The sequence below is a fragment of the Kitasatospora sp. NPDC054768 genome (genome assembly GCF_053612025.1).
Map to the genome: position 1 here is coordinate 1 of NZ_JBSHBN010000147.1, position 24,293 is coordinate 24,293.

General features: G+C 74.0%; 31 protein-coding genes. 6 read left to right on the forward strand and 25 right to left on the reverse strand.

Translation table 11 applies throughout. From position 1 onward, the window contains the following. Positions 1 to 115: 115 nt before the first annotated feature. From trpA to ACWGKU_RS32050, 13 genes are all read right to left on the reverse strand, one after another. Positions 116 to 940: a tryptophan synthase subunit alpha gene (gene trpA, locus ACWGKU_RS31990; protein WP_452178436.1), complete on the reverse strand. Its 825-nt coding sequence runs from the start codon at positions 938 to 940 to the stop codon at positions 116 to 118. Between the two features lie 2 nt (positions 941 to 942). Next, positions 943 to 2,205 carry a tryptophan synthase subunit beta gene (gene trpB, locus ACWGKU_RS31995; protein ID WP_380546877.1) on the reverse strand — a complete coding sequence of 421 codons (1,263 nt, stop codon included), beginning with the start codon at positions 2,203 to 2,205 and terminating at the stop codon, positions 943 to 945. Positions 2,206 to 2,273: 68 nt separating this feature from the next. Then, positions 2,274 to 2,423, reverse strand: a complete 150-nt coding sequence (gene trpM, locus ACWGKU_RS32000) for a tryptophan biosynthesis modulator TrpM (protein WP_188296911.1) — start codon at positions 2,421 to 2,423, stop codon at positions 2,274 to 2,276. 10 nt (positions 2,424 to 2,433) lie between these two features. After that, positions 2,434 to 3,240 (reverse strand): indole-3-glycerol phosphate synthase TrpC, encoded by an 807-nt coding sequence (trpC, locus tag ACWGKU_RS32005; protein WP_452178437.1) that lies wholly within the window; start codon positions 3,238 to 3,240, stop codon positions 2,434 to 2,436. A gap of 289 nt (positions 3,241 to 3,529) precedes the next feature. Then, positions 3,530 to 3,970, reverse strand: coding sequence for a DUF2752 domain-containing protein (locus tag ACWGKU_RS32010; protein ID WP_401052831.1), 441 nt, complete (start codon positions 3,968 to 3,970; stop codon positions 3,530 to 3,532). 102 nt (positions 3,971 to 4,072) lie between these two features. Further along, a complete protein-coding gene (locus ACWGKU_RS32015; protein ID WP_401052834.1) occupies positions 4,073 to 4,336 on the reverse strand; it encodes an HGxxPAAW family protein in 264 nt (87 codons plus the stop codon). A gap of 136 nt (positions 4,337 to 4,472) precedes the next feature. Then, a complete protein-coding gene (locus ACWGKU_RS32020) occupies positions 4,473 to 5,057 on the reverse strand; it encodes a TIGR02234 family membrane protein (RefSeq protein WP_380354812.1) in 585 nt (194 codons plus the stop codon). Between the two features lie 82 nt (positions 5,058 to 5,139). Further along, positions 5,140 to 5,685 carry a Uma2 family endonuclease gene (locus ACWGKU_RS32025; protein WP_452178438.1) on the reverse strand — a complete coding sequence of 182 codons (546 nt, stop codon included), beginning with the start codon at positions 5,683 to 5,685 and terminating at the stop codon, positions 5,140 to 5,142. 20 nt (positions 5,686 to 5,705) lie between these two features. After that, on the reverse strand, positions 5,706 to 7,229 hold the full coding sequence (locus ACWGKU_RS32030) for an anthranilate synthase component I (RefSeq protein WP_387693428.1): 1,524 nt from the start codon (positions 7,227 to 7,229) through the stop codon (positions 5,706 to 5,708). A gap of 38 nt (positions 7,230 to 7,267) precedes the next feature. After that, on the reverse strand, positions 7,268 to 7,639 hold the full coding sequence (gene hisI / locus ACWGKU_RS32035) for a phosphoribosyl-AMP cyclohydrolase (RefSeq protein ID WP_359910212.1): 372 nt from the start codon (positions 7,637 to 7,639) through the stop codon (positions 7,268 to 7,270). Between the two features lie 80 nt (positions 7,640 to 7,719). Continuing rightward, on the reverse strand, positions 7,720 to 8,286 hold the full coding sequence (locus ACWGKU_RS32040) for a hypothetical protein (RefSeq protein WP_452178440.1): 567 nt from the start codon (positions 8,284 to 8,286) through the stop codon (positions 7,720 to 7,722). Between the two features lie 141 nt (positions 8,287 to 8,427). Next, positions 8,428 to 9,042: a GNAT family N-acetyltransferase gene (locus tag ACWGKU_RS32045; protein WP_452178442.1), complete on the reverse strand. Its 615-nt coding sequence runs from the start codon at positions 9,040 to 9,042 to the stop codon at positions 8,428 to 8,430. Positions 9,043 to 9,246: 204 nt separating this feature from the next. After that, positions 9,247 to 9,915 carry a hypothetical protein gene (locus tag ACWGKU_RS32050; RefSeq protein ID WP_452178443.1) on the reverse strand — a complete coding sequence of 223 codons (669 nt, stop codon included), beginning with the start codon at positions 9,913 to 9,915 and terminating at the stop codon, positions 9,247 to 9,249. A 111-nt stretch (positions 9,916 to 10,026) separates the two neighbouring features. On the opposite strand from ACWGKU_RS32050, the gene ACWGKU_RS32055 reads away from it, so the two are divergent. Together ACWGKU_RS32055 and ACWGKU_RS32060 are read left to right on the forward strand one after the other, a co-directional pair. After that, positions 10,027 to 10,653, forward strand: coding sequence for a TetR/AcrR family transcriptional regulator (locus ACWGKU_RS32055; RefSeq protein ID WP_452178444.1), 627 nt, complete (start codon positions 10,027 to 10,029; stop codon positions 10,651 to 10,653). A 9-nt stretch (positions 10,654 to 10,662) separates the two neighbouring features. After that, on the forward strand, positions 10,663 to 11,307 hold the full coding sequence (locus ACWGKU_RS32060; protein ID WP_452178445.1) for a TIGR03085 family metal-binding protein: 645 nt from the start codon (positions 10,663 to 10,665) through the stop codon (positions 11,305 to 11,307). Positions 11,308 to 11,351: 44 nt separating this feature from the next. On the opposite strand, the gene ACWGKU_RS32065 is transcribed toward ACWGKU_RS32060, so the two are convergent. Both ACWGKU_RS32065 and ACWGKU_RS32070 read right to left on the reverse strand, forming a co-directional pair. Continuing rightward, positions 11,352 to 11,981 carry a PASTA domain-containing protein gene (locus ACWGKU_RS32065; RefSeq protein ID WP_452178446.1) on the reverse strand — a complete coding sequence of 210 codons (630 nt, stop codon included), beginning with the start codon at positions 11,979 to 11,981 and terminating at the stop codon, positions 11,352 to 11,354. Then, a complete protein-coding gene (locus tag ACWGKU_RS32070; protein WP_401050665.1) occupies positions 11,981 to 12,526 on the reverse strand; it encodes a SigE family RNA polymerase sigma factor in 546 nt (181 codons plus the stop codon). The genes ACWGKU_RS32065 and ACWGKU_RS32070 overlap by 1 nt, the downstream gene beginning before the upstream one ends. A 257-nt stretch (positions 12,527 to 12,783) precedes the next feature. Between ACWGKU_RS32070 and ACWGKU_RS32075 the strand changes: the two genes are divergently transcribed. Beyond that, positions 12,784 to 13,563, forward strand: coding sequence for a VOC family protein (locus ACWGKU_RS32075; protein ID WP_401050667.1), 780 nt, complete (start codon positions 12,784 to 12,786; stop codon positions 13,561 to 13,563). A 121-nt stretch (positions 13,564 to 13,684) separates the two neighbouring features. Here ACWGKU_RS32075 and hisF read toward each other — a convergent pair whose 3' ends face one another. From hisF to hisD, 8 genes are read right to left on the reverse strand one after another with little or no spacing between them, the layout of a single operon-like run. Next, on the reverse strand, positions 13,685 to 14,455 hold the full coding sequence (gene hisF / locus ACWGKU_RS32080) for an imidazole glycerol phosphate synthase subunit HisF (RefSeq protein WP_359908289.1): 771 nt from the start codon (positions 14,453 to 14,455) through the stop codon (positions 13,685 to 13,687). Next, positions 14,452 to 14,970, reverse strand: coding sequence for a RidA family protein (locus ACWGKU_RS32085; RefSeq protein WP_452178447.1), 519 nt, complete (start codon positions 14,968 to 14,970; stop codon positions 14,452 to 14,454). The genes hisF and ACWGKU_RS32085 overlap by 4 nt, the downstream gene beginning before the upstream one ends. Next, the gene (priA, locus tag ACWGKU_RS32090; RefSeq protein WP_401050672.1) at positions 14,967 to 15,689 is read right to left on the reverse strand and encodes a bifunctional 1-(5-phosphoribosyl)-5-((5-phosphoribosylamino)methylideneamino)imidazole-4-carboxamide isomerase/phosphoribosylanthranilate isomerase PriA; all 723 of its coding nucleotides are present in this window, start codon (positions 15,687 to 15,689) and stop codon (positions 14,967 to 14,969) included. Before priA ends, ACWGKU_RS32085 begins: the two co-directional genes overlap by 4 nt. Positions 15,690 to 15,709: 20 nt before the next feature. Further along, entirely contained in the window at positions 15,710 to 16,345 is a 636-nt protein-coding gene (gene hisH / locus ACWGKU_RS32095; protein WP_359908295.1) for an imidazole glycerol phosphate synthase subunit HisH, read from the reverse strand. Positions 16,346 to 16,396: 51 nt separating this feature from the next. Continuing rightward, positions 16,397 to 16,549: a hypothetical protein gene (locus tag ACWGKU_RS32100; protein ID WP_359908297.1), complete on the reverse strand. Its 153-nt coding sequence runs from the start codon at positions 16,547 to 16,549 to the stop codon at positions 16,397 to 16,399. Beyond that, positions 16,546 to 17,139 (reverse strand): imidazoleglycerol-phosphate dehydratase HisB, encoded by a 594-nt coding sequence (gene hisB / locus ACWGKU_RS32105; RefSeq protein ID WP_049650368.1) that lies wholly within the window; start codon positions 17,137 to 17,139, stop codon positions 16,546 to 16,548. The genes ACWGKU_RS32100 and hisB overlap by 4 nt, the downstream gene beginning before the upstream one ends. Positions 17,140 to 17,144: 5 nt before the next feature. Then, positions 17,145 to 18,281, reverse strand: coding sequence for a histidinol-phosphate transaminase (locus ACWGKU_RS32110; protein WP_452178448.1), 1,137 nt, complete (start codon positions 18,279 to 18,281; stop codon positions 17,145 to 17,147). 23 nt (positions 18,282 to 18,304) lie between these two features. Further along, positions 18,305 to 19,612: a histidinol dehydrogenase gene (gene hisD, locus ACWGKU_RS32115; RefSeq protein WP_387693445.1), complete on the reverse strand. Its 1,308-nt coding sequence runs from the start codon at positions 19,610 to 19,612 to the stop codon at positions 18,305 to 18,307. A 91-nt stretch (positions 19,613 to 19,703) separates the two neighbouring features. On the opposite strand from hisD, the gene ACWGKU_RS32120 reads away from it, so the two are divergent. The 3 genes from ACWGKU_RS32120 (at position 19,704) to ybaK (ending at position 22,672) form a co-directional block, all read left to right on the forward strand. After that, a complete protein-coding gene (locus ACWGKU_RS32120) occupies positions 19,704 to 21,284 on the forward strand; it encodes an oxidoreductase (protein ID WP_401053547.1) in 1,581 nt (526 codons plus the stop codon). Between the two features lie 142 nt (positions 21,285 to 21,426). Then, a complete protein-coding gene (locus ACWGKU_RS32125; protein WP_380548708.1) occupies positions 21,427 to 22,155 on the forward strand; it encodes an LON peptidase substrate-binding domain-containing protein in 729 nt (242 codons plus the stop codon). A gap of 22 nt (positions 22,156 to 22,177) precedes the next feature. Further along, on the forward strand, positions 22,178 to 22,672 hold the full coding sequence (gene ybaK, locus ACWGKU_RS32130; protein WP_401053545.1) for a Cys-tRNA(Pro) deacylase: 495 nt from the start codon (positions 22,178 to 22,180) through the stop codon (positions 22,670 to 22,672). A 102-nt stretch (positions 22,673 to 22,774) separates the two neighbouring features. On the opposite strand, the gene ACWGKU_RS32135 is transcribed toward ybaK, so the two are convergent. Both ACWGKU_RS32135 and ACWGKU_RS32140 read right to left on the reverse strand, forming a co-directional pair. Continuing rightward, positions 22,775 to 23,578: a hypothetical protein gene (locus ACWGKU_RS32135; protein WP_452178449.1), complete on the reverse strand. Its 804-nt coding sequence runs from the start codon at positions 23,576 to 23,578 to the stop codon at positions 22,775 to 22,777. A gap of 138 nt (positions 23,579 to 23,716) precedes the next feature. After that, positions 23,717 to 24,293 (reverse strand): ABC transporter permease (locus tag ACWGKU_RS32140; protein WP_452191655.1); only part of this gene is annotated, 577 nt, incomplete at its 5' end.

Genomic DNA, 24,293 nt, shown 5'->3' on the forward strand with positions numbered 1-24,293 from the left:
CTGTCGGCCGGGCGGGGGGGGTGGCGCCGCGCCCCCTGCCCCCCCCCCCGCCAAACCCCCCCGCCCCCCCACCCCCGGGGGAGTGGCGGGCCGTCGGCCGGATGTTCCTACCGCGTCAGCTCCTGCGGACGCCCTGCGCCAGCTCTCCGGCGAGGGCCCGCACCGCGTCCAGCGCCGCCGCCTCGTCCTCGCCCGCGGCCAGGATCCGCTTCACGAACGCCGACCCGACGATCACGCCGTCCGCGAACCGGGCGACCTCGGCCGCCTGCACCGCGTCCGACACCCCGAGCCCGACGCAGACCGGCAGGTCCGTCGTCGCCCGGGTCCGGGCGACCAGGTCCTCGGCCATCGACCCGACGGCCGACCGCGTCCCGGTCACGCCCATCACCGCGGCCGCGTACACGAACCCGCTCCCGGCCGCCGTGACCTCCGCCAGCCGCGCGTCCTTGCTGCTGGGGGCGACCACGAACACGGTGTCCAGCCCGTGCTCGTCCGCCGCCTTGCGCCACTCCTCGGACTCCTCCACCGGCAGGTCCGGCAGGATGCACCCGGCGCCGCCGGCGGCCGCCAGGTCCGCCGCGAACCGCGCCACGCCGTAGCGGTCGACCGGGTTCCAGTACGTCATCACGAGCACCGCGGCCTCGGGGTGCGCCGAGGCGACCTCCTGGACGGTCCGCAGCACGTCCTTGATCCGCACGCCGCCCCGCAGCGCGATGTCGTCGGCGGTCTGGATGACCGCGCCGTCCAGCACCGGGTCGGAGTGCGGCAGCCCGACCTCGACCACGTCGCAGCCGCCCTCGATGAGCGCGTTGACCGCCCGGATGCCGCCGTCCACGGTCGGGAACCCGGCCGGCAGGTACCCGATCAGCGCGGCCCGGTCCTCGGCCTTGGCGGCCGCCAGGACACCGCTCAGCTTGCCGGCGCTCAGCTTGGAAGTCATGATCACTTACCCCCCTCGGCGGCGCCGTCGCCCGCGCCGCCGGCCTGCTCGTCGTACAGGCCGAAGTACTCGGCCGCGGTGTGCATGTCCTTGTCCCCGCGCCCCGACAGCGAGACCAGGATGGTCGCCTCCGGCCCGAGCTCGCGCCCCAGCTCCAGCGCCCCGGCGAGCGCGTGGGCGCTCTCGATGGCCGGGATGATCCCCTCGGTGCGGGACAGCAGCCGCAGCGCCTGCATCGCGGCGTCGTCCGTGACCGGCCGGTACTCCGCCCGCCCGGTGTCCTTCAGCCAGGCGTGCTCCGGCCCGACCCCCGGGTAGTCCAGCCCCGCCGAGATCGAGTGCGACTCGACGGTCTGCCCGTCCTCGTCCTGGAGGACGTACGTCCGGGAGCCGTGCAGCACCCCCGGGTCGCCCTTGGTGAGGGTGGCCGCGTGCCGGGGCGTCTCGGCGCCCTCGCCCGCCGCCTCGCAGCCGATCAGGCGCACCCCGGCGTCCGGGATGAACTCGTGGAAGATCCCCATCGCGTTGGAGCCGCCGCCGACGCAGGCCACGACCGCGTCCGGCAGCCGGCCGGTCCGGTCGAGCACCTGCTGCCGCGCCTCGACGCCGATGATCCGGTGGAAGTCCCGGACCATCATCGGGAACGGGTGCGGCCCGGCGACGGTGCCGAACAGGTAGTGGGTGGAGTCGACGTTGGCGACCCAGTCCCGGAACGCCTCGTTGATGGCGTCCTTGAGCGTGCGGCTGCCGGACTTGACGGCCACCACCTCGGCGCCGAGCATCCGCATCCGGGCGACGTTGAGCGCCTGGCGCTCGGTGTCCACCTCACCCATGTAGATGGTGCAGTCGAAGCCGAACAGGGCGCAGGCGGTCGCGGTGGCCACGCCGTGCTGGCCGGCGCCGGTCTCGGCGATGATCCGGGTCTTGCCCATCCGCCTGGTGAGCAGCGCCTGGCCCAGCACATTGTTGATCTTGTGTGAGCCGGTGTGGTTGAGGTCCTCGCGCTTGAGCAGGACGCGCGCGCCGCCCGCCTCGGCGGAGAAGCGGTGCACGTCGGTCAGCGGGCTCGGGCGCCCGGTGTAGTCCTTGAGCAGCGCGTCGAGCTCGGCGGCGAAGGCCGGGTCGGCCTTGGCCTTCTCGTACTCCTCGGCGACCTGCTCGACCGCGGCGACCAGCGCCTCGGGGATGAAGCGGCCGCCGTACGCGCCGAAGTAGCCGCGCGCGTCCGGCACCTGGGCGCCGGGCAGGTAGTCCTTTTCGGACATGGTGGTTTCCCTTGAACGGAGATGGACGACGATGACGTCTTCCCGGCCGGAGGTCGGCCGGACCGGATTCAGCCGGACGTCACGCGCCATCGCCGCCCCGGCACCTGCCCGGGCTCGCACCCGATGACGTACCGCACCCGACGCCCCAGCACCCGGCGTGCGGGTGCGCGGCAGCCGCGCGGGCGGCAACCGGGGGCGAGTCGGGCGGCGATCTTCATGGGATGGGTGTCAGTCCTTGTGCCGGACGGCGGGGTGGGCCCCGGCGGCGACCAGGTCGGCGACCGCGGCACGCGGGTCCTTGCCGGTCACCAGGGTTTCGCCGACGAGTACCGCGTCGGCGCCGAGGTTGGCGTAGTTGATCACGTCCAGCGGGCCGCGCACGCCGGACTCGGCGATCTTGACGATACCGTCCGGGATGGCGTGGGCGACGTTCTCGAAGGTGTTGCGGTCCACTTCGAGCGTCTTGAGGTTGCGGGCGTTGACGCCGATGATCCGGGCGCCGGCGTCCACCGCGCGCTTGATCTCCTCCTCGTCGTGCACCTCGACCAGCGGGGTGAGGCCGATCGACTCGGCGCGCTCGATCAGCGACACCAGGGCCGGCTGGTCGAGGGCCGCGACGATCAGCAGCGCGAGGTCGGCGCCGTGCGCACGGGCCTCCCACAGCTGGTAGGCGGTGACGATGAAGTCCTTGCGCAGCAGCGGGGTCTCCACCGCGGCGCGGACGGCGTCCAGGTCGGCCAGCGACCCGCCGAAGCGGCGCTGCTCGGTCAGCACGCTGATCGCGGCGGCACCGCCGGCCGCGTAGTCGACCGCCAGGGCGGCCGGATCGGCGATCGAGGCCAGGGCGCCCTTGGACGGGCTGGAGCGCTTCACCTCGCAGATCACCCGGACCCCGTCGCCCTTGAGGGCGGCGACGCCGTCCTTGGCCTCCGGTGCCCTGGCGGCGAGCTCCTTGAGCTCGTCCAGGGAGACCCGGGCCTGTCGCTCGGCGAGGTCCTCGCGGACCCCTTCGATGATCGAGTCGAGCACACTCACTCAGGAGCCCCCATCTTTTCTGCCAGTTGGTCGGCGCGAGTCGGCGGGCGACGGCCCACCGGCACTTCGATGGTATCGGCACCCGGGGGCGGGGGGCGCATCGGTTCGAACCACGTCTCGCGGACCGGACGCCCGCAACGGCGGTCCCCAGCTGCGGCTTCACCGGCCCCCCACCGGTTTTCGGACGGACTTCGCACCGGTTTAGGACGCTCTTCCGGCCGGAGCCGACCGGTGGCCGGGAACGGCGGTTGACGGGCCGGCTCTACGGCTCGACGGCTCGACGGCTCGATCACACCAGCGGCGGTGCCAGCCCGGCGCCGACCGACGAGTTCCGCACCACGGTGAACACCAGCACCAGCAGCGCGATCAGCACCCAGCGCCGGGCCCCGACGGTGGTCCTGGGCGGCGGCCCGCCGGTCAGCGCGGCCCAGCCCCAGCGCAGCCAGAGCACCGCCAGCACCCCGAACAGCAGGACGGCGACGGCGTTGTCGTGCAGGGCGCCGGTGAGGTCCCCGTGGGTCAGCGCGTGGACGCAGCGCAGCCCCCCGCAGCCGGGGCACCACCAGCCGGTGGCGGTCAGGAAAGGGCAGTCGGGGTAGTGCCCGGGGGTGTTCGGGTCCACCACGGCGACGTAGGCGGTGGGGACGGCCACCGCCGCCAGCGCGGTCAGCGGCGGGCTCAGCCGGCGCAGCACGGGCGGCGGGGCGGAAGCGGTGGGGGCGGAGGTCACGCCCCGATTCTGCCCGGGTCGGGCCCGGACGCGACGAAACGGCGGGCGTGGCGCGCCCGCCGTTCCGATGTACGACAAACGTGTGGTGCGACGAACCCGTCGTCAGGCGGCGACGGCGACGCGGGCCTCGCGGGCCGCGACCTGCTCCTCGGCCGACTTGTAGACGTTGGTGCTGGCCTGCTGGCCCATGCCCGCGATGGACATGGCCTTGCCGACCACGCCGCCGGCCAGGACGACCGCCAGGCCGACCCAGACGAGCAGCACCGACGGCAGGATCATCGCGACGCCCGCGACGCCGAAGCCGACGAAGGAGATGACGACGCCGGTCCAGGCGGCGGGGGTGTGGCCGTGTGCTGCTGCTGCCATCTGAGTGGTGCTCCTTGGCTCTCGGGGCCCGGCCGGGCCTGCGGGGCCGCCGGCGGGTTGACGGGTTCCATTGTGCCGGGCCACACACCGGTGGCCCAAAGCGGGTGGCGGGTCTATCGCGTCACATGCGCGCAGCTCACACCGCGGTCGGGTCCTCGCCCCGGTCCAGGGCCTTCCACAGGTCCCCCGGCGTGTCGGTCTTCGCCGGGGCCTTGCGGGTCGGCGCCTCGTAGCGGCTGCCCATCGCGGGCCAGCCCCGGCCGTAGCGCAGGGTGAGCAGTCCGGCCAGGACGAGCAGCAGCCCGCCCACCAGCGCGACCCAGGGCCAGGCGGTGTGCGAGACCTCGGTGGCCGCCGAGCCGGTCAGCGCCAGCTTGCGGGCGGCCTCGGTGTCCAGCGCGGCGGTGTCACCCGCACCGGCCACCGAGGCGGCGGCCACGCCCAGCCCGGCCAGCAGCGTCAGCGCGCCGACCGCCAGCCGTCCGACGCCGCGCACCGCGAACACCGCGACGGCCGCGGCGAGGCCCACCAGGGCCAGCCCGCCGGGCAGTTCGGAGATCTTTCCGCCGCTGACGGACACGTCCAGGGTGCCGGCCCGGCCCTCGGCCCAGGTCCGCCCGACCGCGGTCAGCACCAGCACGGCACTCAGCACGGTCAGCAGCAGCATCACGCCGAGGGTGCGGCGGCCGGGCTTGGCGGGGGCGGGGGTCTGCTCAGTCACCCGTCCACTATCCCCCGGCCGACGCCCTGGTCCGTACCCGGGGTGGGGAACGGGCCGGGGAACGGGGCGGGAACGGGGTGGGTCACGGCGTCGCGGACGGCGTGGGGAAGTCGTCCGTCCGCAGCACCACCGTCCGGCCGCCGAGCGGCAGGAACAGGTCGTTGCCGAACGGCACCCGCTCCGCCTCCCGGTACACCCCCTCGGGGGACGGCGCGGTGTGCACGGTGCAGACCGCCGCCACCGGATCGACCACCACGTACAACGGCACGCCGCTGCGCGCGTACGCCCTCGCCGCCTCCGCCAGGCCCGGCCGGGCCACCTCCAGCACCGCCTCGACCCCGGCCGCGGCGAACCGGCCCCGCCCGCCCCGCACCGCGTCCCGGGCGAGCACGGCCAGGTCCGGGGCGAGCACCGTGCCGGGTTCGGGTACGGAACCGGACCCCGGAGCGGGTGCGGAACCGGACCCCGGTGCGGGAACGGGAGCGGGAGCGGGAGCGCCGGGTGCCCCCGGGAAGTCGACCGCCACCCCGGAGAGCACCCGCCCGTGGCCCGCCGGCTGCTCGCCGAGCTGTCCGGCGGCACCGAGCACGACCGCCCAGCGCAGCTCGTCGTACGGCACCTCGGGCATCCCGGCCGCCTCCTCGCACCTCAGGACAGTTCCGGCCTCCGCAGCGTATTGGCGGTGGCGACGGCCCGCAGCACGGCGGCCGCCTTGTTCCGGCACTCGGTGTCCTCGCCGTGCGGGTCGGAGTCGGCGACCACGCCCGCGCCGGCCTGCACGTACGCGGTGCCGCCGCGCAGCACGGCGGTGCGGATCGCGATCGCGGTGTCCGAGTCCCCGGCGAAGTCCAGGTAGCCGACGCAGCCGCCGTACAGGCCGCGGCGGGTGGGCTCCAGCTCCTCGATGATCCGCATCGCCCGGGGCTTGGGCGCGCCGGAGAGGGTGCCGGCCGGGAAGCAGGCGGTCAGCACGTCGAAGGCGGTGCGCCCCGGGGCGACCTTGCCGGTCACCGTCGAGACGATGTGCATCACGTGGCTGTAGCGCTCGATGTGCATGAAGTCGACCACCTCGACGCTGCCCGGCTCGCAGACCCGGCCGAGGTCGTTGCGGCCGAGGTCCACCAGCATCAGGTGCTCGGCCCGCTCCTTGGGGTCGGCGAGCAGCTCGGCGGCCAGCTCCGCGTCCTCGTGCGGGGTGGCGCCGCGGTGCCGGGTGCCGGCGATCGGGTGCAGCATCGCCTCGCCGTCGCTGACCTTGACCAGCGCCTCCGGGCTGGAGCCGACCACGTCGAAGCCGCCCTCGGTCCCGCCGTCCGGGCCGGGGAAGCGGAACAGGTACATGTACGGGCTGGGGTTGGTGGTGCGCAGCACGCGGTAGACGTCCAGCGCGGAGGCCGGGCAGGGCGCCTCGAAGCGCTGCGAGGGCACCACCTGGAAGGCCTCGCCGGCCCGGATCCGCTCCTTGATCTCCTCCACCGCGGCCCGGTACGGCTCGCCGCCGAACGGCGAGTGCACCTCGCCGGGGCCGGCCGGGGTGAAGGTGGCCAGGCCCGGGTCGACCGGCTTGAACAGCTCGGCCTCCATCGCGTCCAGCCGGGCCACCGCGTCCGCCCAGGCCTCGTCCACGCCGCTGGCCAGGTCGTTGTGGTTGACGGCGTTGGCGATCAGCAGCACCGTGCCGTCGACGTGGTCGAGCACCGCGAGGTCGGTGGCGAGCAGCATGGTCAGCTCGGGCAGGCCCAGGTCGTCCGGGTTGAGGTCGGGCAGCTTCTCCAGCCGGCGGACGATGTCGTAGCCGAGGTAGCCGACCAGGCCGCCGGTGAGCGGGGGCAGGCCGTCGTCCTGCCGGCGCGGGGTGTGCAGGGCCTGCAGGGTGGCGCGCAGCACCTCCAGCGGGTCGCCGGCGGTGGGGATGCCGACCGGCGGGCTGCCGAGCCAGCGCGCCCCGCCGTCCGGGCCGACGGTGAGCGCGGCGGCGCTGCGCACCCCCACGAAGGAGTAGCGCGACCAGCTGCGGCCCTGCTCGGCGGACTCCAGCAGGAAGGTGCCGGGGCGCTCCTCGGCGAGGCTGCGGTAGAGGCCGATCGGGGTGAGGCCGTCCGCGAGGAGCCTGCGGGTGACCGGGATGACCCGGGTGTCGACGGCGAGCTTGCGGAAGGCTTCGAGATCCATGACGGGCGGCACCTTCTGGAGTTGTGGACGGGGTGGGGTCAGGACAGCGGGAGCACGTCGGCGTCGAAGCAGGTGCGGTCGCCGGTGTGGCAGGCCGCACCGGTCTGGTCGACCTTCACCAGCAGGGTGTCGCCGTCGCAGTCCAGGGCCACCGACTTGACCGCCTGGACGTGGCCCGAGGTGTCGCCCTTCACCCAGTACTCACGGCGGCTGCGGCTCCAGTAGGTGCAGCGGCCCGTGGTGAGGGTGCGGTGCAGCGCCTCGTCGTCCATCCAGCCGAGCATCAGCACCTCGCCGGTGTCGTACTGCTGGGCGATGGCCGGGACCAGCCCGTCCTCGGAGCGCTTGAGCCGCGCGGCGATCTCGGGTGCGAGGGCGGTGCTGCCGGGGGCGGCGGGTGTGGTGGACATGAGCACCATTGTGTCAGCCCGCCCCGGCTCCCCCGCGGGGCGGCGCTCCCTGCGCCGGAGCGCCGCCGGCGACGGGACCGCTACGGGTGCAACTGCCCGGTGAGCTTGGGGCCGCCCTGCTTGTTGCTCGCGGTCAGGGTGCAGGTGTAGTCGCGCCAGCCCTGCTGGTAGTTGGCGGTCGCCGGGCCGAACTGGCGGCCGTAGTAGGTCTTCCCGTCGCCCTGCCGGGCCTTGGCGGCGGCTTCGGCCTCCTTGCAGCCGTCCCGCATGGCGAGCGCGAGCGGAATGTCGCCGGTGATGCCGTCCGCGAGCTTGAGGTCGGCGATCACCTCGCCGTCGTGGTCGCCGGCGCAGGGGCGTTCCTCGGGCTTGGTGATCACCGGGCTCAGCTGCGGGTGGTCGAAGCAGGCGCCGACCGGGAAGAACGCGTACGGCGGCTGCGGCGTGGGCGTAGGGGTGGGTGTCGGCGTCTGGGTGGCCGTGGGAGTCGGCGTGGGCGGCGGCGCGGCGGCCGGCTTCTTGTCGTCCGGCCACAGCACCGCGGTGGCCACCACCGCGAGCAGGACGACCAGCACGGCGGCAACGGTGAGGACCAGGCCGCGGGACGGGCGGGCGCCGGCTGCGGGCGACGGCTGCTCGGAGGTCATGGCCACGAGGATGGCCCACCCACCCCCTCCCCTGCAGCCGGTTCGCCGAACTCACCCCTCCGGGCTCCCGAACCCTGGGGCAACACGCAGGACCTCGGAAAAAGCCGAAGGAAATGTAAACACTCAAAGCCGCGTCCGGCTTCACCGTCGCCACACGGCCTCGCCGCCGGGCGCCGCATCCGGGCTGCGGGTGACGCTCGCCGTGTCGAGGCCGTCGATCGGCGTCCACTCGTGTTCCAGGATCGAGTAGGTGATGGAGTCGCGCCAGGCGCCGTGGACGAAGATGTGGTCGCGGATCCGGCCGTCCTCGGTCATGCCGGCCCGGAGCAGGGTTCGGGCCGACGCCTCGTTGAGCGGGGCGCGGGCGGCCCAGATGCGGTGCAGGCCGAGGCCGTTGAAGCCGAGGTCGCACAGCAGGTGGACGGTCTCCGTGCCGAGTCCCTTGCCCCACTCGGCCGGGTGGAGGGCGAAGCCGATGGTGGCCGCCTGCTGGGGCTCGGTGGCCAGGCGCGCGTAGCCGATCAACGGGTGATCGCCGCGCCGGGTGACGGCGAGGCAGTACTCGGTGCGCGGGGTGGCGTGCGCGGAGTCGATGGAGCGGGTGGTGATCGCTTCGACCTGCTCGCGGGTCCGGGGTTCGAAGCTGAGGTGCCGGGTGGCCTCGGGGTCGCCGTAGATCGCCAGGAGGGCGTCGGTGTCCTCGGGTTCGATCTCACGCAGCGCCAGGCGGGGGCCGGCCAGATGGGCTGGGGTCATGGCCCGGGAGCCTATCCATCGGGTCGCCCCGATATTCCTCGACCGGAAAGTCCGGCAAGGGCGGACCGCCTCGACCGCTCCCTGTTCCCGCCTGCTCCACGTCTGCCCACCGTCCGTCCACCAGCGCGGACGACGGCCCCGACCGAACCGGTCGGGGCCGTCGTCGCTCCGTGTCGAGGTCGCTGCCGCCGCCGGGTCGCGGGGTCAGGCCGTCCGGCCGGGGGCCGGGCGGGGCAGGCGGCGGCGGACGGCCCAGACGGCCGCCGCGAGGGCGAAGCCGTAGACGGACACCAGCCCGTGGCCGTTCTCCTGGGCGAGCCACATCGCGAGGCCGAGCGCGGGGACTCCGGCGGCCAGGGCGATCTCCTTGGGGAGGCGGGTGCGGGTGAGGAAGGCGAGGGCGAGGGTGGCGCCGAGGAAGTAGGTGGCGCCGGAGCTGCCGGCGAAGTTGCGCGGGTCGGCGCTGGGGCCGCCGCCGAGGCCGAGCAGGGTGTCGATGCGGCCGGGCAGCAGGATGCCGGCGAGGAAGAAGCCGAGGGTGAGCGGACCGCCCCAGTACCACTGGGCGAGCGCGGCGACGGCGGCGAGGGTGACGAGGTTCCACAGGCCGCCGAACAGGCCGCCGTTCTGCAGGAACACCGAGGTGAGCTCGCGCCACCAGCCGGACTTGGCGGGGTCCGCGTCCAGCGCGTCCATCGCGCCGGACCAGAGGAGTTGGAGCAGCACGCCCGCGACGGCGACCGCGGCCAGGGCGATCGCGGCCCACGGCAGCGGGCGTCCGCGCAGGGTGTCGCGGCCCACCACGCCGAGCCCGCAGTTGACCATCATGACCATCAGTGCGGCCGTGGTCACGTTGAAGACGATCGCCCCCATGTCCGGCTCCTCCCCCTGGCTCCGGCGTTTTCCAACACCGTTCGAAAACTTGATGGGGCAAAGCTAGCACAGTTTTCGAACAGTGTTGGAAAACGCTGTACGGTGAGGGGCATGAAGCTCACCAAGGACCGCATCGTCGACGCGGGCATGGCCGTCTTCGCCGAGGTCGGCTACCAGAACCTGTCCATGCGCCAGGTCGCCGACCGGCTCGACGCCCACGCGGGCAGCCTCTACTACCACGTACGCGGCAAGGACGAACTGCTCGCCCTGATGGCCGACCGGGTCTGCCGCCGGGCCTACGACGCCGGCACCCGAGCCCTCACCGCCCTCCCGCCCACCGCCACCTGGCAGGACCGCACACAGGCCCAGGCCACCGCCCTGCGCCTGAGCATCAAGCAGCACCCCGGCGGCGCCCAACTCCTCGCCGAGAGCCCCGGCATGCTCAGCACCGGCGCCCTCTCCCTGATGGAACGCCTCCTGCGCACCCTCCTGGACGCCGGTCTGCCCGCCGAGCACTGCGCCATCGCCGCCGACACCCTGCTCAGTCACGTCACCGGCTTCGTCCTCCAGGAACAGAACCAGCCCGCGACACCCCCGCCCGTCACCGCCGAGCTCTACACCGAACTGCGCGAACGGTTCCCCCTCCTCATGGACCCGTCCACACCCCGCCACAGCCAGGACGAGAAGTTCGCGCGAAGCGTCCGCCTGCTCTGCGCCGGCATCGCGACGCTCCCCTAGGCTGACGGCATGTCGAACCACGCCCTCGCCGAACGCCACCGGCTCGCCCAACTCCTCATCGCCGCCGGGCCGGACGCGCCCACGCTCTGCGCCGGGTGGACCACCCGGGACCTCGCCGCCCACCTGGTGGTCCGGGAGCGCCGGCCCGACGCGGCGGCCGGCATCCGGGTCGGGGCGCTGGCCGGGTGGACGCGGCGGGTGCAGGACGGGTACGCCGAGCGGCCGTACGAGGAACTGGTGCGGCTGTTCCGGGCCGGGCCTCCGGTCTACTCCCCGTTCGCCCTGCCCGGCGCGGACGAGGCGGCGAACACCGTGGAGTACTTCGTCCACGCCGAGGACGTCGTACGGGCGGCCGAGGACTGGACCGCTCAGCCCGTACCGCCCGGGCGCGCCGAGGCCCTCTGGCGCCGCCTCCCGCTCATCGCCCGCCTGGAGGCGGGCCGCCGCTCCCCCGTCCGCCTGGCACTCACCCACCCGGACGGCCGTTCCCTCACCGTCGGCCCGGCCGGAGCCGCCACCGTCCGCGTCACCGGCGAACCCGGCGAGCTGGTGCTCTTCACGTACGGCCGCGGGGCCCTGACCGCCCTCACCGTCGACGGCGCCTCCGACGCCGTCGAGGCCCTGCGCCACGTCCTTCCGCTGCCCCCGAAGTAGCGGCGGCAGAGGGTCGGTGCGGCCTCTCGGCAGAGGGTGGGCGGTCAGCTTCCGGGGCGGCCCTTGGAGACGAACAGCTGGACGACGCTGTTCGCCGCCGCGGTGCGCCCGACCTGCGGCTCGGAGTTGACGACCGACCCGGCGGGCACCTTCCAGTCGGTGAGCTCGTGGACCTCGTAGCGCAGCCCGGCCGCGTCCAACAGCCGGGTGGCGGCGTCCCGGGACAGGCCGGCGACCGCGGGGACGGTCACGGTCGCGGTGCCGGGCGCGGGCGGGGCGGCGGGGGAAGGGGCGCCTTCGGTCGCCGACGGCGCGGGAGCGGACGCCGACACCGGAGCGGAAGGAGCGGAAGAAGCGGCAGGGGAGGCGGGCGAGGCAGGGGCCGGTGGCGCGGACTGGACGGCCGGGCCCGGCGCGGTCCCCGCCGGGCCGCCGCCGCCCGGCGATCCGGGCAGGAGCAGGGCCGCGCCCGTCGCGATGGCGGCCACCGCCGCCACCGCCGCGACCCCGGTGAGAGCGGTGCGACGGCGCATCGCGCGCCGGATTCCGGCGGCGTCGATCACGGGGGTGGGGGTGTTGTCGGCGAAAGCGGTCATGGCGGCGAGGAGTTCCTTGTCGAAGCCGGGGTCGGGGGCGGGGGCGGAAGCGGGGTCCTGGGGCGGGAAGCGGATCATCACGCACCTTCACGCGAGGTCGACGACGCGGACGGGACGTCCTGCCGGGGCAGCGCGGCCCGCAGTTTCGCGAGCCCGCGGGCGAGTTGCGAGCGCACGGCGCCGGGGGAGATGTCGAGGGTCTGCGCGATCTCCCGGTCCCCCAGGTCGTGGAGGTAGTACAGGACGACCACGGTGCGCATCCCCATCGGCAGGGTGTGCAGCGCCGCGACGAGCTCGGCGCGCAGTTCCACCGACCGGTAGGCGTCGCGGGGGTCGGGGTGCTCGATGACGGGCTCCGGCGCGGGGCGCTCACCCGAGCGGTGCAGGCGCCGCCAGCGGTCGTTGGCCAGGTTCACCAGGATCCGGCGCACGTACGCCTCGGGCACCTCCGCGCGCGCGACCCGCCGCCAGTGTCGGCAGGCCCGTTCCAGGGCCTCCTGCACGAGGTCCTCCGCGGTGTGCGCGTCCCCGGTGAGCACGTACGCCGTGCGGAACAGCGCGCCCGCACGCTGTTCCACGAACTCGACGAAGTCGATCCCGGGACTGGCCCTGCGCAGCCTCACCCGTGGCCTCACTTTCTCTCCCGCCGTCTCTTCCACCCCCCTGACGGCGCCCGTCCGCCCGCTGCTGCACCGCGAGCGGGGAAGTGACGCGGCTCACAGCGGGCCCCGGCCGTCTCCCAGGCCGTCCCCGGCCGTCCCCGGCCGTCCCCCCGGCGGCTTCCCCGGCTGCGGATGTCAGTGCCCGGGTGCAGACTCGCAGGTGGCCGGGGTCCGCCCCGGGCCGCCCGGCCGTCCCATCCGTCGAAGGGCACACCGCCATGCTCACCACCGACTTCCCCATCGGCTCGCCCTGCTGGATCGACCTGGGCAGCCCGGACATCCCCGCCACGGCCGCGTTCTACAACACGGTCTTCGGCTGGACCTTCCTGGAGATCCCCGACACCGGTGGCTACGGCTTCGTCCAGCTGAACGGGAAGACCGTCGGCGCGATCGGCTCGCTCAACGAGGGTGACCCGTCCACCTGGACGACGTACTTCCGCAGCTCCGACGCGGACGCCACCGCCAATGCCGTCCGGCAGGCCGGCGGCAAGGTCCTGGTCGAGCCGATGGACGTGATGCAGGAGGGCCGGCTGGCACAGTTCTCGGACCCGCAGGGTGCCCGGTTCGCCGTCTGGCAGGCCGGCAACACCAAGGGCCTGGACGCCGTGTCGGAGGAGGGCGCCCTGGTCTGGGCCGAACTGCACACCTCCGACCAGGACGGCGCCTTCGCCTTCTACCGGCAGCTGTTCGGCTGGCGGGTGGAGAACTTCGAGCCGTCGCCGGGCATGACCTACCGGGTGCTCTCCACCGCCGAGGGCGACCAGCGGGACACCAGCTTCGGCGGCATCGCCCCGACGATGTCCCCGGAGCAGCCCTCCGCCTGGACGCCGTACTTCGCCGCCGAGGACGTGGACGCGGTGATCGCCAGGGCGACGGCGGCCGGCGGCTCGGTGCTGATGCCGGCCTCGGACGTGGAGAACGTCGGCCGGCTGGCCTGGCTGGCGGACCCGAACGGCGCCCCCTTCGCGCTGATCAAGGGCGAGCCCCAGGAGTCCTGAGCGTGCGGCGAGGGCCCGCGGTTCCGGGAACCGCGGGCCCTCCTCACGCACGGAACGCACGCGCCGAGCGCCAGCGCACACGCCGAACACCAGGCGCACACGCAAACGAACGCGCCGAACGTCAGCGCACCGGGTGCCCGGCCTCGCGCAGCGCGCCCTTGACGTCGCCGATCCGCAGGTCCCCGAAGTGGAACACGCTGGCGGCCAGCACCGCGTCCGCGCCCGCCTCGACGGCCGGCGCGAAGTCGGCGAGCCTGCCCGCCCCGCCGGAGGCGATCACCGGCACCGAGACGGCCTTGCGCACGGCCCGGATCATCTCCAGGTCGTAGCCGTCCTTGGTGCCGTCCGCGTCCATCGAGTTGAGCAGGATCTCGCCCGCGCCCAACTCGGCGGCGCGGCCCGCCCATTCGACGGCGTCCAGGCCGGTGCCCTGCCGCCCGCCGTGCGTGGTGACCTCGTAGCCCGACTCGGTCTCCGTCCCGGGCGGGCAGCGCCGGGCGTCCACCGAGAGCACCAGGACCTGCCGGCCGAAGCGCTTGGCGATCTCGCGGATCAGCTCGGGCCGGGCGATGGCCGCGGTGTTGACGCCGACCTTGTCGGCGCCGGCCCGCAGCAGTTTGTCGACGTCCTCGACGGCACGGATGCCGCCGCCCACCGTCAGCGGGATGAAGACCTGCTCGGCGGTGCGGCGGACCACGTCGTAGGTGGTCTCCCGGTCGCCGGAGGAGGCGGTGATGTCGAGGAAGGTGAGCTCGTCGGCGCCTTCGGCGTCGTAGAGCTTGGCCATCTCGACCGGGTCGCCGGCGTCGCGCAGGTTCTGGAAGTTGACGCCCTTGACCACCCGCCCGGCGTCGACGTCCAGGCAGGGGATGACACGTACTGCGAGGGTCACGGCTGTTCGCCTTCCAGGGCTTCCAGGGTTTCCAGTGCTTCCAGGGTCTTCGCCAGCCCGGACCGGTAGGCGTCGAGCTCGATCTCGACCATCATCCGGGAGTCGATGAGTCCCTCGACCACCACCATGGTGGCCGCCGGGCGTGCGGCGTCGAAGAGTTCGCGGTGGGCGCGGCCCACCTCCTCGGCGTCGCGGACGTGGGTGATGTACATCCGGGTGCGGACCACGTCGTCGATGGTCAGACCGTACGCGGCCAGGGCCTTGAGCCCGACGCCGAACGCGGCGAGGGTCTGCCGGTACGGGTCGCCCTCGTGCTCGATCCGGCCGTCCACCCAGGCGGTGGAGCCGGCCACGTGCACGTGGTCCCCCGCGGCGACCGCCCGGGAGTAACCGAACTCGTCCTCCCAGGGGGAGAATCCGCCGACCCGGCCGCGCACGACCGCGCCGTGCCCGACCGCGCCGTGCCCGACCGCGCCGTGTTCGACCTCGCCGCGTACGATCCGACCATCCGTCATCCTGAAACCGCCTCCAGGGCCTCTTCGAGGGTGAACTTCTGCTCGTAGAGTGCCTTGCCCACGATGGCTCCCTCGACACCCTCGCGGACGAGCGAGGCGATGGCGCGCAGGTCGTCGAGCGAGGAGACGCCGCCGGAGGCGACCACGGGCTTGGCGGTCGCGGCGCAGACGTCGCGCAGCAGCTGGAGGTTGGGACCGGTCAGGGTGCCGTCCCGGTTGACGTCGGTGACGACGTAGCGGGCGCAGCCCTCCTGGTCGAGGCGCTCCAGCACCTCGAAGAGCTGGCCGCCGTCGCGGGTCCAGCCGCGGCCGCGCAGGGTGGTGCCGACGACGTCCAGGCCGACGGCGATCTTGTCGCCGTGCTCGGCGATGGCCTTGGCGACCCACTCCGGGGCTTCCAGGGCGGCGGTGCCGAGGTTGACCCGGGTGCAGCCGGTGGCGAGCGCGCGGGCGAGCGACTCGTCGTCGCGGATGCCGCCGGACAGCTCGACCTTGATGTCCAGCCGGCCGGTGACGTCGCGCAGCAGCTCGTAGTTGGAGCCGGTGCCGAAGGCGGCGTCCAGGTCGACCAGGTGCAGCCACTCGGCGCCGGCGTTCTGCCAGGCGAGGGCGGCGGCGAGCGGCTCGCCGAAGGAGGTCTCGGTGCCGGAGGCGCCCTTGACCAGGCGGACGGCCTGACCGTCCCGGACGTCGACGGCGGGCAGCAGTTCGAGGCTCATCAGATCCAACTCTCAGACAGTCAGAGGGTGTTGACCCAGTTGGTCAGCAGGGCGGCGCCGGCGTCGCCGGACTTCTCGGGGTGGAACTGGGTGGCCCACAGCGGGCCGTTCTCGACGGCCGCGACGAACGGCTGCCCGTGGGTGGCCCAGGTGACCAGCGGCGGGTTGATCCGCGCGCTGTGGGCCTCCAGTTCCCAGTGCCGCACCCCGTAGGAGTGCACGAAGTAGAAGCGGGTCTGCGGGTCGAGGCCGGCGAACATCCGGCTCTCCGCGGGCGCGTCCACGGTGTTCCAGCCCATGTGCGGGACGACGGGGGCGTCCAGCGGCTCCACGGTGCCCGGCCACTCGTCGCAGCCGGCCGTCTCCACGCCGTGCTCGACCCCCTTCTCGAAGAGGATCTGCATGCCGACGCAGATGCCCATGACGGGTCGGCCGCCGGCGAGCCGGCGGCCCACGATCCAGTCCCCGCGGACGGACTTCAGTCCGCGCATGCAGGCCTCGAAGGCGCCCACGCCGGGGACGAGCAGACCGTCCGCGGCCATCGCGGTGTCGTAGTCGGAGCTGACGGTGACGTCCGCTCCGGTCCGCTCCAGGGCGCGCTGCGCCGAGCGGAGGTTGCCGGAGCCGTAGTCGAGGACGACGACGTTCTTGCCCATGTTCAGGTGTCCAGTCTCTGTGCGGCGGGCGGCGGGTCTCGGGCGGCGGGTCTACAGGCGCAGGAGGCCGGAGGCCAGGCACATCACGGAGCCGAAGGCGAGCACCAGGATGACGCTCTTCGAGTGCTTCTGCTTCCAGAAGGAGATGACTCCGCCGGCCAGGAAGAGGCCGACGAAGATGAGGATCATCGCGGTATTGCTCACAGCGCACCCTTGGTCGACGGGAGGATTCCGGCCGCGCGCGGGTCGCGCTCGGCGGCGTAGCGCAGCGCCCGGGCCAGCGCCTTGAACTGGCACTCCACGATGTGGTGCGCGTTGCGCCCGTACGGCACGTGGACGTGCAGCGCGATCTGCGCCTGGGCCACGAAGGACTCCAGGATGTGCCGGGTCATCGTGGTGTCGTACGAGCCGATCATCGGCGCGATGCCCTCGGGCTCGGTGTGCACCAGGTACGGCCGGCCGGAGAGGTCCACGGTGACCTGGGCGAGCGACTCGTCCAGCGGCACCGTGCAGTTGCCGAAGCGGTAGATGCCCACCTTGTCGCCGAGCGCCTGCTTGAAGGCGGCGCCGAGCGCGAGGGCCGTGTCCTCGATGGTGTGGTGGGTGTCGATGTGCAGGTCGCCGTCGGTCTTGACGGTGAGGTCGAACAGGCCGTGCCGGCCGAGCTGGTCGAGCATGTGGTCGTAGAAGCCGACGCCCGTGGAGATGTCGGTCCTCCCGGTGCCGTCGAGGTCTATCTCGACCAGGACCGAGGTCTCCTTGGTGGTGCGCTCGACGCGTCCGATGCGGGACATGGGGGTTACAGCTCCTTGATCACAGTGCGGACGGCGTCCAGGAAGGCGTCGTTCTCGGCGGGCGTGCCGGCGGTGACGCGCAGCCACCCGGGGACGCCGTTGTCGCGGACCAGGACGCCCTGGTCGAGGATGGCCTGCCACACCGCGTGGGTGTCGGCGAAGCGGCCGAACTGGACGAAGTTGGCGTCCGAGTCGGTGACCTCCAGGCCCATTCCCCGCAGCGCGTCGACCAGCCGGTCGCGCTCCTCCTTGAGCCGCCCGACGTACCCCAGCAGGGTGTCGGTGTGCTCCAGGCAGGCCAGCGCGGTGGCCTGGGTGACGGCCGACAGGTGGTACGGCAGGCGCACCAGCTGCACCGCGTCCACCACGGCCGGGTCGGCGGCCAGGTAGCCCAGGCGCAGCCCGGCCGCGCCGAAGGCCTTGGACATGGTACGGCTGACCACCAGGTTGGGGCGGCCCTCGATCAGCGGCAGCAGCGAGGCGCGGTGCGAGAACTCGACGTACGCCTCGTCCACCACCACCAGGCTGGGCCGGGCGGCCTGCGCGGCCTCGTACAGCCGCAGCACGGTGTCGGCGTCCACGGCGGTGCCGGTCGGGTTGTTGGGCGAGCAGACGAAGACCACGTTCGGCCGGTGCTCCGCGATGGCGGCGACGGCGGCGTCCACGTCGATGGTGAAGTCCTCGTTGCGCGGCCCGGAGATCCAGGCCGTGCCGGTGCCCCGGGAGATCAGCGCGTGCATCGAGTACGAGGGCTCGAAGCCGAGCGCGCTGCGGCCGGGGCCGCCGAAGGTCTGCAGCAGCTGCTGGAGCACCTCGTTGGAGCCGTTGGCCGCCCACACCTGCTCACGCCGGACGGGGAAGCCGGTGGTCTTCCCGAGGTACGCGGCGAGGCCCTCGCGCAGCTCGACCGCGTCCCGGTCGGGGTAGCGGTTCAGCCCGCGGGCGGCCTCGGCGACGCGCTCGGCGATCCGGGCGACCAGTTCCTCGGGCAGCGGGTACGGGTTCTCGTTGGTGTTCAGCTGGACGGGCACGTCCAGCTGCGGCGCGCCGTACGGGGACTGGCCGCGCAGCTCGTCCCGGACCGGCAGGTCGTCGATGCGGGTCGTGCGGGCCGCCGCCGACTCGGGGGTCACGGCGGGCACGGGGGTCACAGGAGTCTCAGGAGTCACGAGCCGGGAACCGTCCAGTCGAAGCGGGCCTTGATCGCGTCCCCGTGCCCCGGCAGGTCCTCGGCGTTCGCCAGGGTGACCACGTGCGCGGCGACGTCCGCCAGCGCCTCCCGGTCGTACTCGACGACCTGGACGCCGCGCAGGAAGGTCTGCACCGACAGCCCGGAGGAGTGGCAGGCGCAGCCGCCGGTCGGCAGCACGTGGTTGGAGCCGGCCGCGTAGTCGCCCAGCGAGACCGGGGTCCAGCGGCCGATGAAGATCGCGCCGGCGTTGACCACCCGGGCCGCCACGGCGTGGGCGTCGCGGGTCTGGATCTCCAGGTGCTCGGCCGCGTACGCGTTGACCACGGCGAGACCCTGCTCCAGGTCGTCGACCAGGATGATGCCGGACTGCCTGCCGCCCAGCGCCTCGGCCACCCGCTCGCCGTGCTTGGTCCTCGCGACCTGCACGGCCAGCTCGGCCTCGACCGCGTCGGCCAGTGCCGGGGAGTCGGTGACCAGCACCGAGCCGGAGGTCGGGCCGTGCTCGGCCTGGCTGATCAGGTCGGCGGCGACGTCGGACGCCAGCGCGCTGTCGTCGGCGAGGACGGCGATCTCGGTCGGGCCGGCCTCGGAGTCGATGCCGATCCGGCCGGCGAAGTAGCGCTTGGCGGCGGCCACGTAGATGTTGCCCGGGCCGGTGACCATGTTCACCGGCGCGCACTCCTCGGTGCCGAGGGCGAACATCGCGACCGCCTGGGCGCCGCCGACGGCGTACACCTCCTCCACGCCGAGCAGCGCGCAGGCCGCCAGGATGGTCGGGTGGACGCGGCCGCCGAACTCCTTCTGCGGCGGCGAGGTGACGGCGATGCCCCGGACGCCCGCCGCCTGGGCCGGCACCACGTTCATCACCACGGAGGACGGGTAGACCGCCAGCCCGCCCGGCACGTACAGGCCGACCCGCTCGACCGGCACCCAGCGCTGGGTGACCGTGCCGCCCGGCACCACCTGGGTGGTGTGCCCGGTGCGGCGCTGGTCCGCGTGCACGGCGCGGGCCCGGCGGATCGACTCCTCCAGCGCGGCCCGGACCTTCGGGTCCAGCGTCTCCAGTGCCGCGGTCAGCTGCTCGGCCGGGACCCGGGTCGACTCCAGCCGGACGCCGTCGAAGCGCTCGGTGATCTCGATCAGCGCCGCGACCCCGCGATGGCGTACGTCCTCGGCGATCGGCCGCACCTTCTCCAGGGCGGCCGCGACGTCGAACTCGGCACGGGGCAGCAGGTCACGCGGGTCGTCGAGCGAGCCGCGGAGGTCGATTCGAGAGATCACGCCACCCAGTGTAAGGAGTGGCCGGAACCGCTGGTCCCGCATTTCAGTCCGTGATACGAAGGGCGAGACGACCGGGGGGACGGGGGAAACCATGGCGGAGCGTGCTCCGGAGGGCTGGAACGGGGTCGAGCGGAGGCTCTGGGAGGCCTACCGCGAGGGCGAGATCCTGGACCTTCGTACGGGCGAGGCGGAGGCCGACGACCCCTTCGGCGACGCCGTCTGGGGCCCCGAGCGCACCGTCCGCGCCGAGGTGCTCGCCCACCTGCTGCTGGCCGGCCCGGAGCCCGCCGCCGGGCGGGTCGCCTCGCTGCGGCTCAGCGGCGTGCTGGTCACCGGGGCGCTCAAGCTGGCCGGCGCCGACATCGACCGCTACGTCGAGGTCCACGGCTGCCGCTTCGACCAGAAGATCCTGATGTCCGAGGCCGTGGCCTCGACGCTGCGCTTCGTGGGCTGCCTCATCCCCCGGCTGGAGGCCTCCCGGCTCTCCACCACCGGCGACCTCCACCTGGCCCGCTGCCGCGTCCCCGAGGGCATCCGGCTCACCGACTCCAAGATCGGCACCGACCTGCTGCTCAACCAGACGGTGGTCGGCGGCGACCGCTTCGCCCGTGCCGTCTCCGCCGACGGGATCACCGTCAACCAGGACTTCGAGGCCGAACGCCTGGAGACCACGGGCGAGTTGAGCATAAGGACGGCCCGGATAGGCGGCCGGCTCTCGCTGCGCGGCGCCCAGCTGCGCGCCGTCCCGGAGAAGAACCGCATCTGCTTCAACGCCGTCCGGGTCAGTGTCGGCCACACCCTGTACCTGACCGGCTCCGCCGACCGCGGCTGGTCCGGCTCCCGCGGCTACTACGGCTCCGGCTACGGCGAGTACCCGCCGCCGGACGGCCCGGTCACCCCGTTCCGCGCCTGGGGCCAGGTCCGCCTCTCCGACTCGCGCTTCGACAGCGCCTGCCTGATCTCCGGCGAGTTCCACCTGGCGGACACGGACGAACTCGCGCTGAGCCGCATCCAGACCCCCGAGCTGCGCTTCACCTGCAAGTTCCGCCCCACCGGCACCGTCTCGCTCTCCCGCGCCCGGGTCGGCAACCTGGTCGACGCCCCGGAGGCGTGGCCGCTCGGCAAGCACCTGCGCCTCACCGGCTTCGTGTACGAGAACCTGCGCCCGGCCCGCCCCTTCGCCGTCCAGCAGCGGATCGCCTGGCTGGAGGGCTCCTCGGTGGACTTCCAGCCGGAGTCCTACGAGCAGCTCGCCGCCGCCCTGCGCCGCGACGGCGCCGACGACGACGCCCGCGAGGTGCTGTACGCCAAGCAGCGCCGACGCCGGCGCACCCTGCCGCTGCCCGCCCGGGTCTGGGGCGCGGTCCAGGACGTCACCGTCGGCTACGGCTACCGGCCCGGCCGGGCGGGTCTGTGGCTGCTGCTCGCCTGGATCCTCGGCAGCCTCTGGTTCGCCACCCACCCGCTGGCGCCGCTCAAGGCCGACGAGCGTCCGCACTGGAACCCGGTGCTGTACACCCTCAACCAGCTGCTGCCGATCGTGGACCTCAACCAGGGCGGCTGGAACCCCGGCGGCCTCGCCCAGTGGATCTCCGCCGGGCTGGTCGTGATCGGGTGGCTGCTCGCCTCCACGGTCGTCACCGGCGCCACCAGGATGCTCCAGCGCGGCTGAGCCGGCCGACGGCCGGTCCGTCGGCCGATCGGCCGTCGGAGGCCGGCGGTCGGCGATCGGCCCGTCGGCGGCCGCCTCGTCGACCGGCCGACCCCGCAGACCGTGCGACAAGGCCCCCGCCCGGGGAACTACGCTGTCCGCCGTGACAGAACGGCTGCCGCTCTTCCCGCTGAACACCGTGCTCTACCCGGGCCTGGTGCTGCCCCTGAACGTCTTCGAGGAGCGCTACCGCCGTCTCGTCGCCGACCTGCTCGAACAGTCCGAGGACACCCCCCGGCGGTTCGGCGTGCTCGCGATCAGGGACGGCCGGGAGGTCGCCCCGGTCAGACCCGAGGGCGGCCCGGCCGGCCCGCTCGACGGCCTCGGCACCGCCACCGGGGACCCCTTGGAGGCGATGTTCCACATCGGCTGCGTCGCCGACATCGCCTCGGTCGAGCACCAGCCGGACGGCCGCTACGAGCTGCTGGTCACCGGCACCACCCGGTTCCGGCTGCGCTCGGCGGACGTCTCCGGCCCGTACCTCACCGGTGAGATCGAGCCGATCGAGGAGCGCCCCGGCGAGGGCTCCGGCGCGCTGGCCTCCGAGGTCGAGCGGGCGTTCCGGGTCTACCAGAAGCGCCTGGCCGGCGCCCGCGAGGCCAGCACCGTCGGCCACCAGGAGCTCCCGGACGACCCGCAGGTGCTCTCCTACCTGGTCGCCGCCGCCTCGGTGTTCGAGACCCCGGTCAAGCAGCAGCTGCTCGCCTGCCCGGACAACGCCCAGCGGCTGCGCGCCGAACTCGACCTGCTGCGCCGCGAGAGCGCCGTCCTCAGCTGGCTGCCCTCGCTGCCCGCCGCCGACCTCACCCGCCAGCGCTTCAGCCCCAACTGACCGAGGACCCCGAGGACCCGACATGGCCAAGAAGCCCAGGAAGGGCGGCCAGGGCACGCCCGCCACCGTCGCCCTGGAAGCCGCCGCCGTCCCGTTCACCGTGCACGCCTACGACCACGACCCGGCCGCCGCCTCCTACGGCGGCGAGGCCGCCGAGGTCCTCGGCATCGCCCCCGAGCGGGTCTTCAAGACCCTCGTCGCCGACGTGGACGGCACCCTCACCGTCGGCGTGGTCCCGGTCGCCGGCCAGCTCGACCTCAAGGCCCTGGCGGCGGCCGTCGGCGGCAAGCGCGCCGCCATGGCCGACCCGGCCGCCGCCGAGCGCAGCAGCGGCTACGTCCTCGGCGGCATCTCCCCGCTGGGCCAGCGCCGCCCGCTGCGGACCGTCATCGACGCCAGCGCGCTCGGCCACCCCACCGTCTACGTCTCGGCGGGCCGCCGCGGCCTCGAAGTCGAACTGGCCCCCGGCGACCTCGTCAGCCTCACCAGGGCCAGCACCGCCCCCATCGCCCGCTGAGCGCTGCCGAGCACCTTCCGGGCCCTGCCGAGCGCCCCCGGAGCCCCTCCCCCGCGAAAGCGGGGGCTCCGGGGCTCGGTGGCTCCGGGGACGACGCGTACGTCAGTGCCCCGCACCGCTCCCCGTTCCCGGCCCCGGCTGCGACCCCGGTGCCGGGTACGGCCCGGCCCACGGACCCGCCGGCGCCCCCGCCGGAGGCACCCCCAGCGGCGACTGCGCCACCGGCGCCCAGTACGGCGGCGGGTCCTCCTCGCGCTTCCCGAACGCCGCCGAGAGCAGGAGCAGCACCACCATCGCCGTCATCGGCCAGACCAGCAGCGCCCCCAGCGCCCCCAGGTCGATGCCCGCGTCGAAGTGCCCGCCGTTGCCGACCCGCCGGGCCTCGCCGATCAGGTCGTTGCCCGGCCCGAGCCAGCGCCCGATCCGCCAGGCCCCGATCGACCCGAGCAGCCCGCCGACGGTCAGCCCCAGCGCGACCGCGATGCCGCCGCCGCGCCTGCGGGTGATCAGGAAGGCGCCGAGCGCGGTCAGGATCCCCGCCCCCAGGCAGATGAGCACGAACACCGCGTCGGCGCCGGCCCGCTGCTCCCCCTCGGGGTCGGCGTAGAGGATGCGGTCCCCGTCCACCACCAGCGGCACCTTCGGCGCCAGCCAGGCCCACAGCCCGGCCACCACCAGACCGGCCACCAGGCAGGCGACCACGATCCCCGCCCCGACCCGGACCTCCGGCAGCAGCCGCTGCCCCAGCGGGGTCGTCCCGTGCCCGAGGGCGGTGGCCCCGTACGGCGGCGCGAACGGGTCGGACGCTGCGTCCGGCACCGCCTGCGCATCGCGCGCGTCGTGCACGCCGTGCGGGCCGTGCACGTCGGCGGGGGCGGGATCCGGAGGTGTGTTCGGTACGGTCACGGACCCCATCGTTTCACGACGGCCACTCGAACGACCCACCACCGTACCGACCGCCGCACCGACCGCCGCACCGGCCCGCACCGGCCCGCACCGGCCCGCACCGGGCAGCAACCGCGGGACGGCCCGACGCGCAACGCCCTACCGCGAGACCGCCCGCCGGTACGCCCAGGTGGCGACGGCCAGCGACACCACGCCCACCCCCGCGCAGACCGCCAGGTCCCCGAGCACCAGCGCCCAGTCCGGATCCGGCGCGAACGTCCGCGCGAAGGCGTCCACCCCGTACGTGGACGGCAGCAGGTCCCGCAGCCACTGCACCGGCTGCGGCAGGTGGTTCACCGGCAGCACGCCCAGCAGCAGGGCCGCCGACATCCCGAGCTGCCCGAGCATCGTCGCGATCTCCTGGCGCGGCGCCAGCAGCCCGCAGGCCGCTCCCAGCCCGGACAGCGCGGCCCCGGCCAGCGGCACGACCGCCAGCAGCACCCACAGCTGCCCGAGCGGCAGCCCGAACATCACCGCCCCGAACACCGCCGTGACGAGCGTCCCGGGCAGGGTGAAGGAGGCGTACGCGGCGGCCGCCCCCAGCACCACCGAGGCGGCCGGCACCGGCAGCGTCGCGTAGTGGTCGAGCCCGCCGGTGGCCCGCAGCTTCCCGAAGTACTGGGCGAGCAGGTTCAGCGCGACGAAGGCCACCACCAGCACGCTCGACCCGGCGACC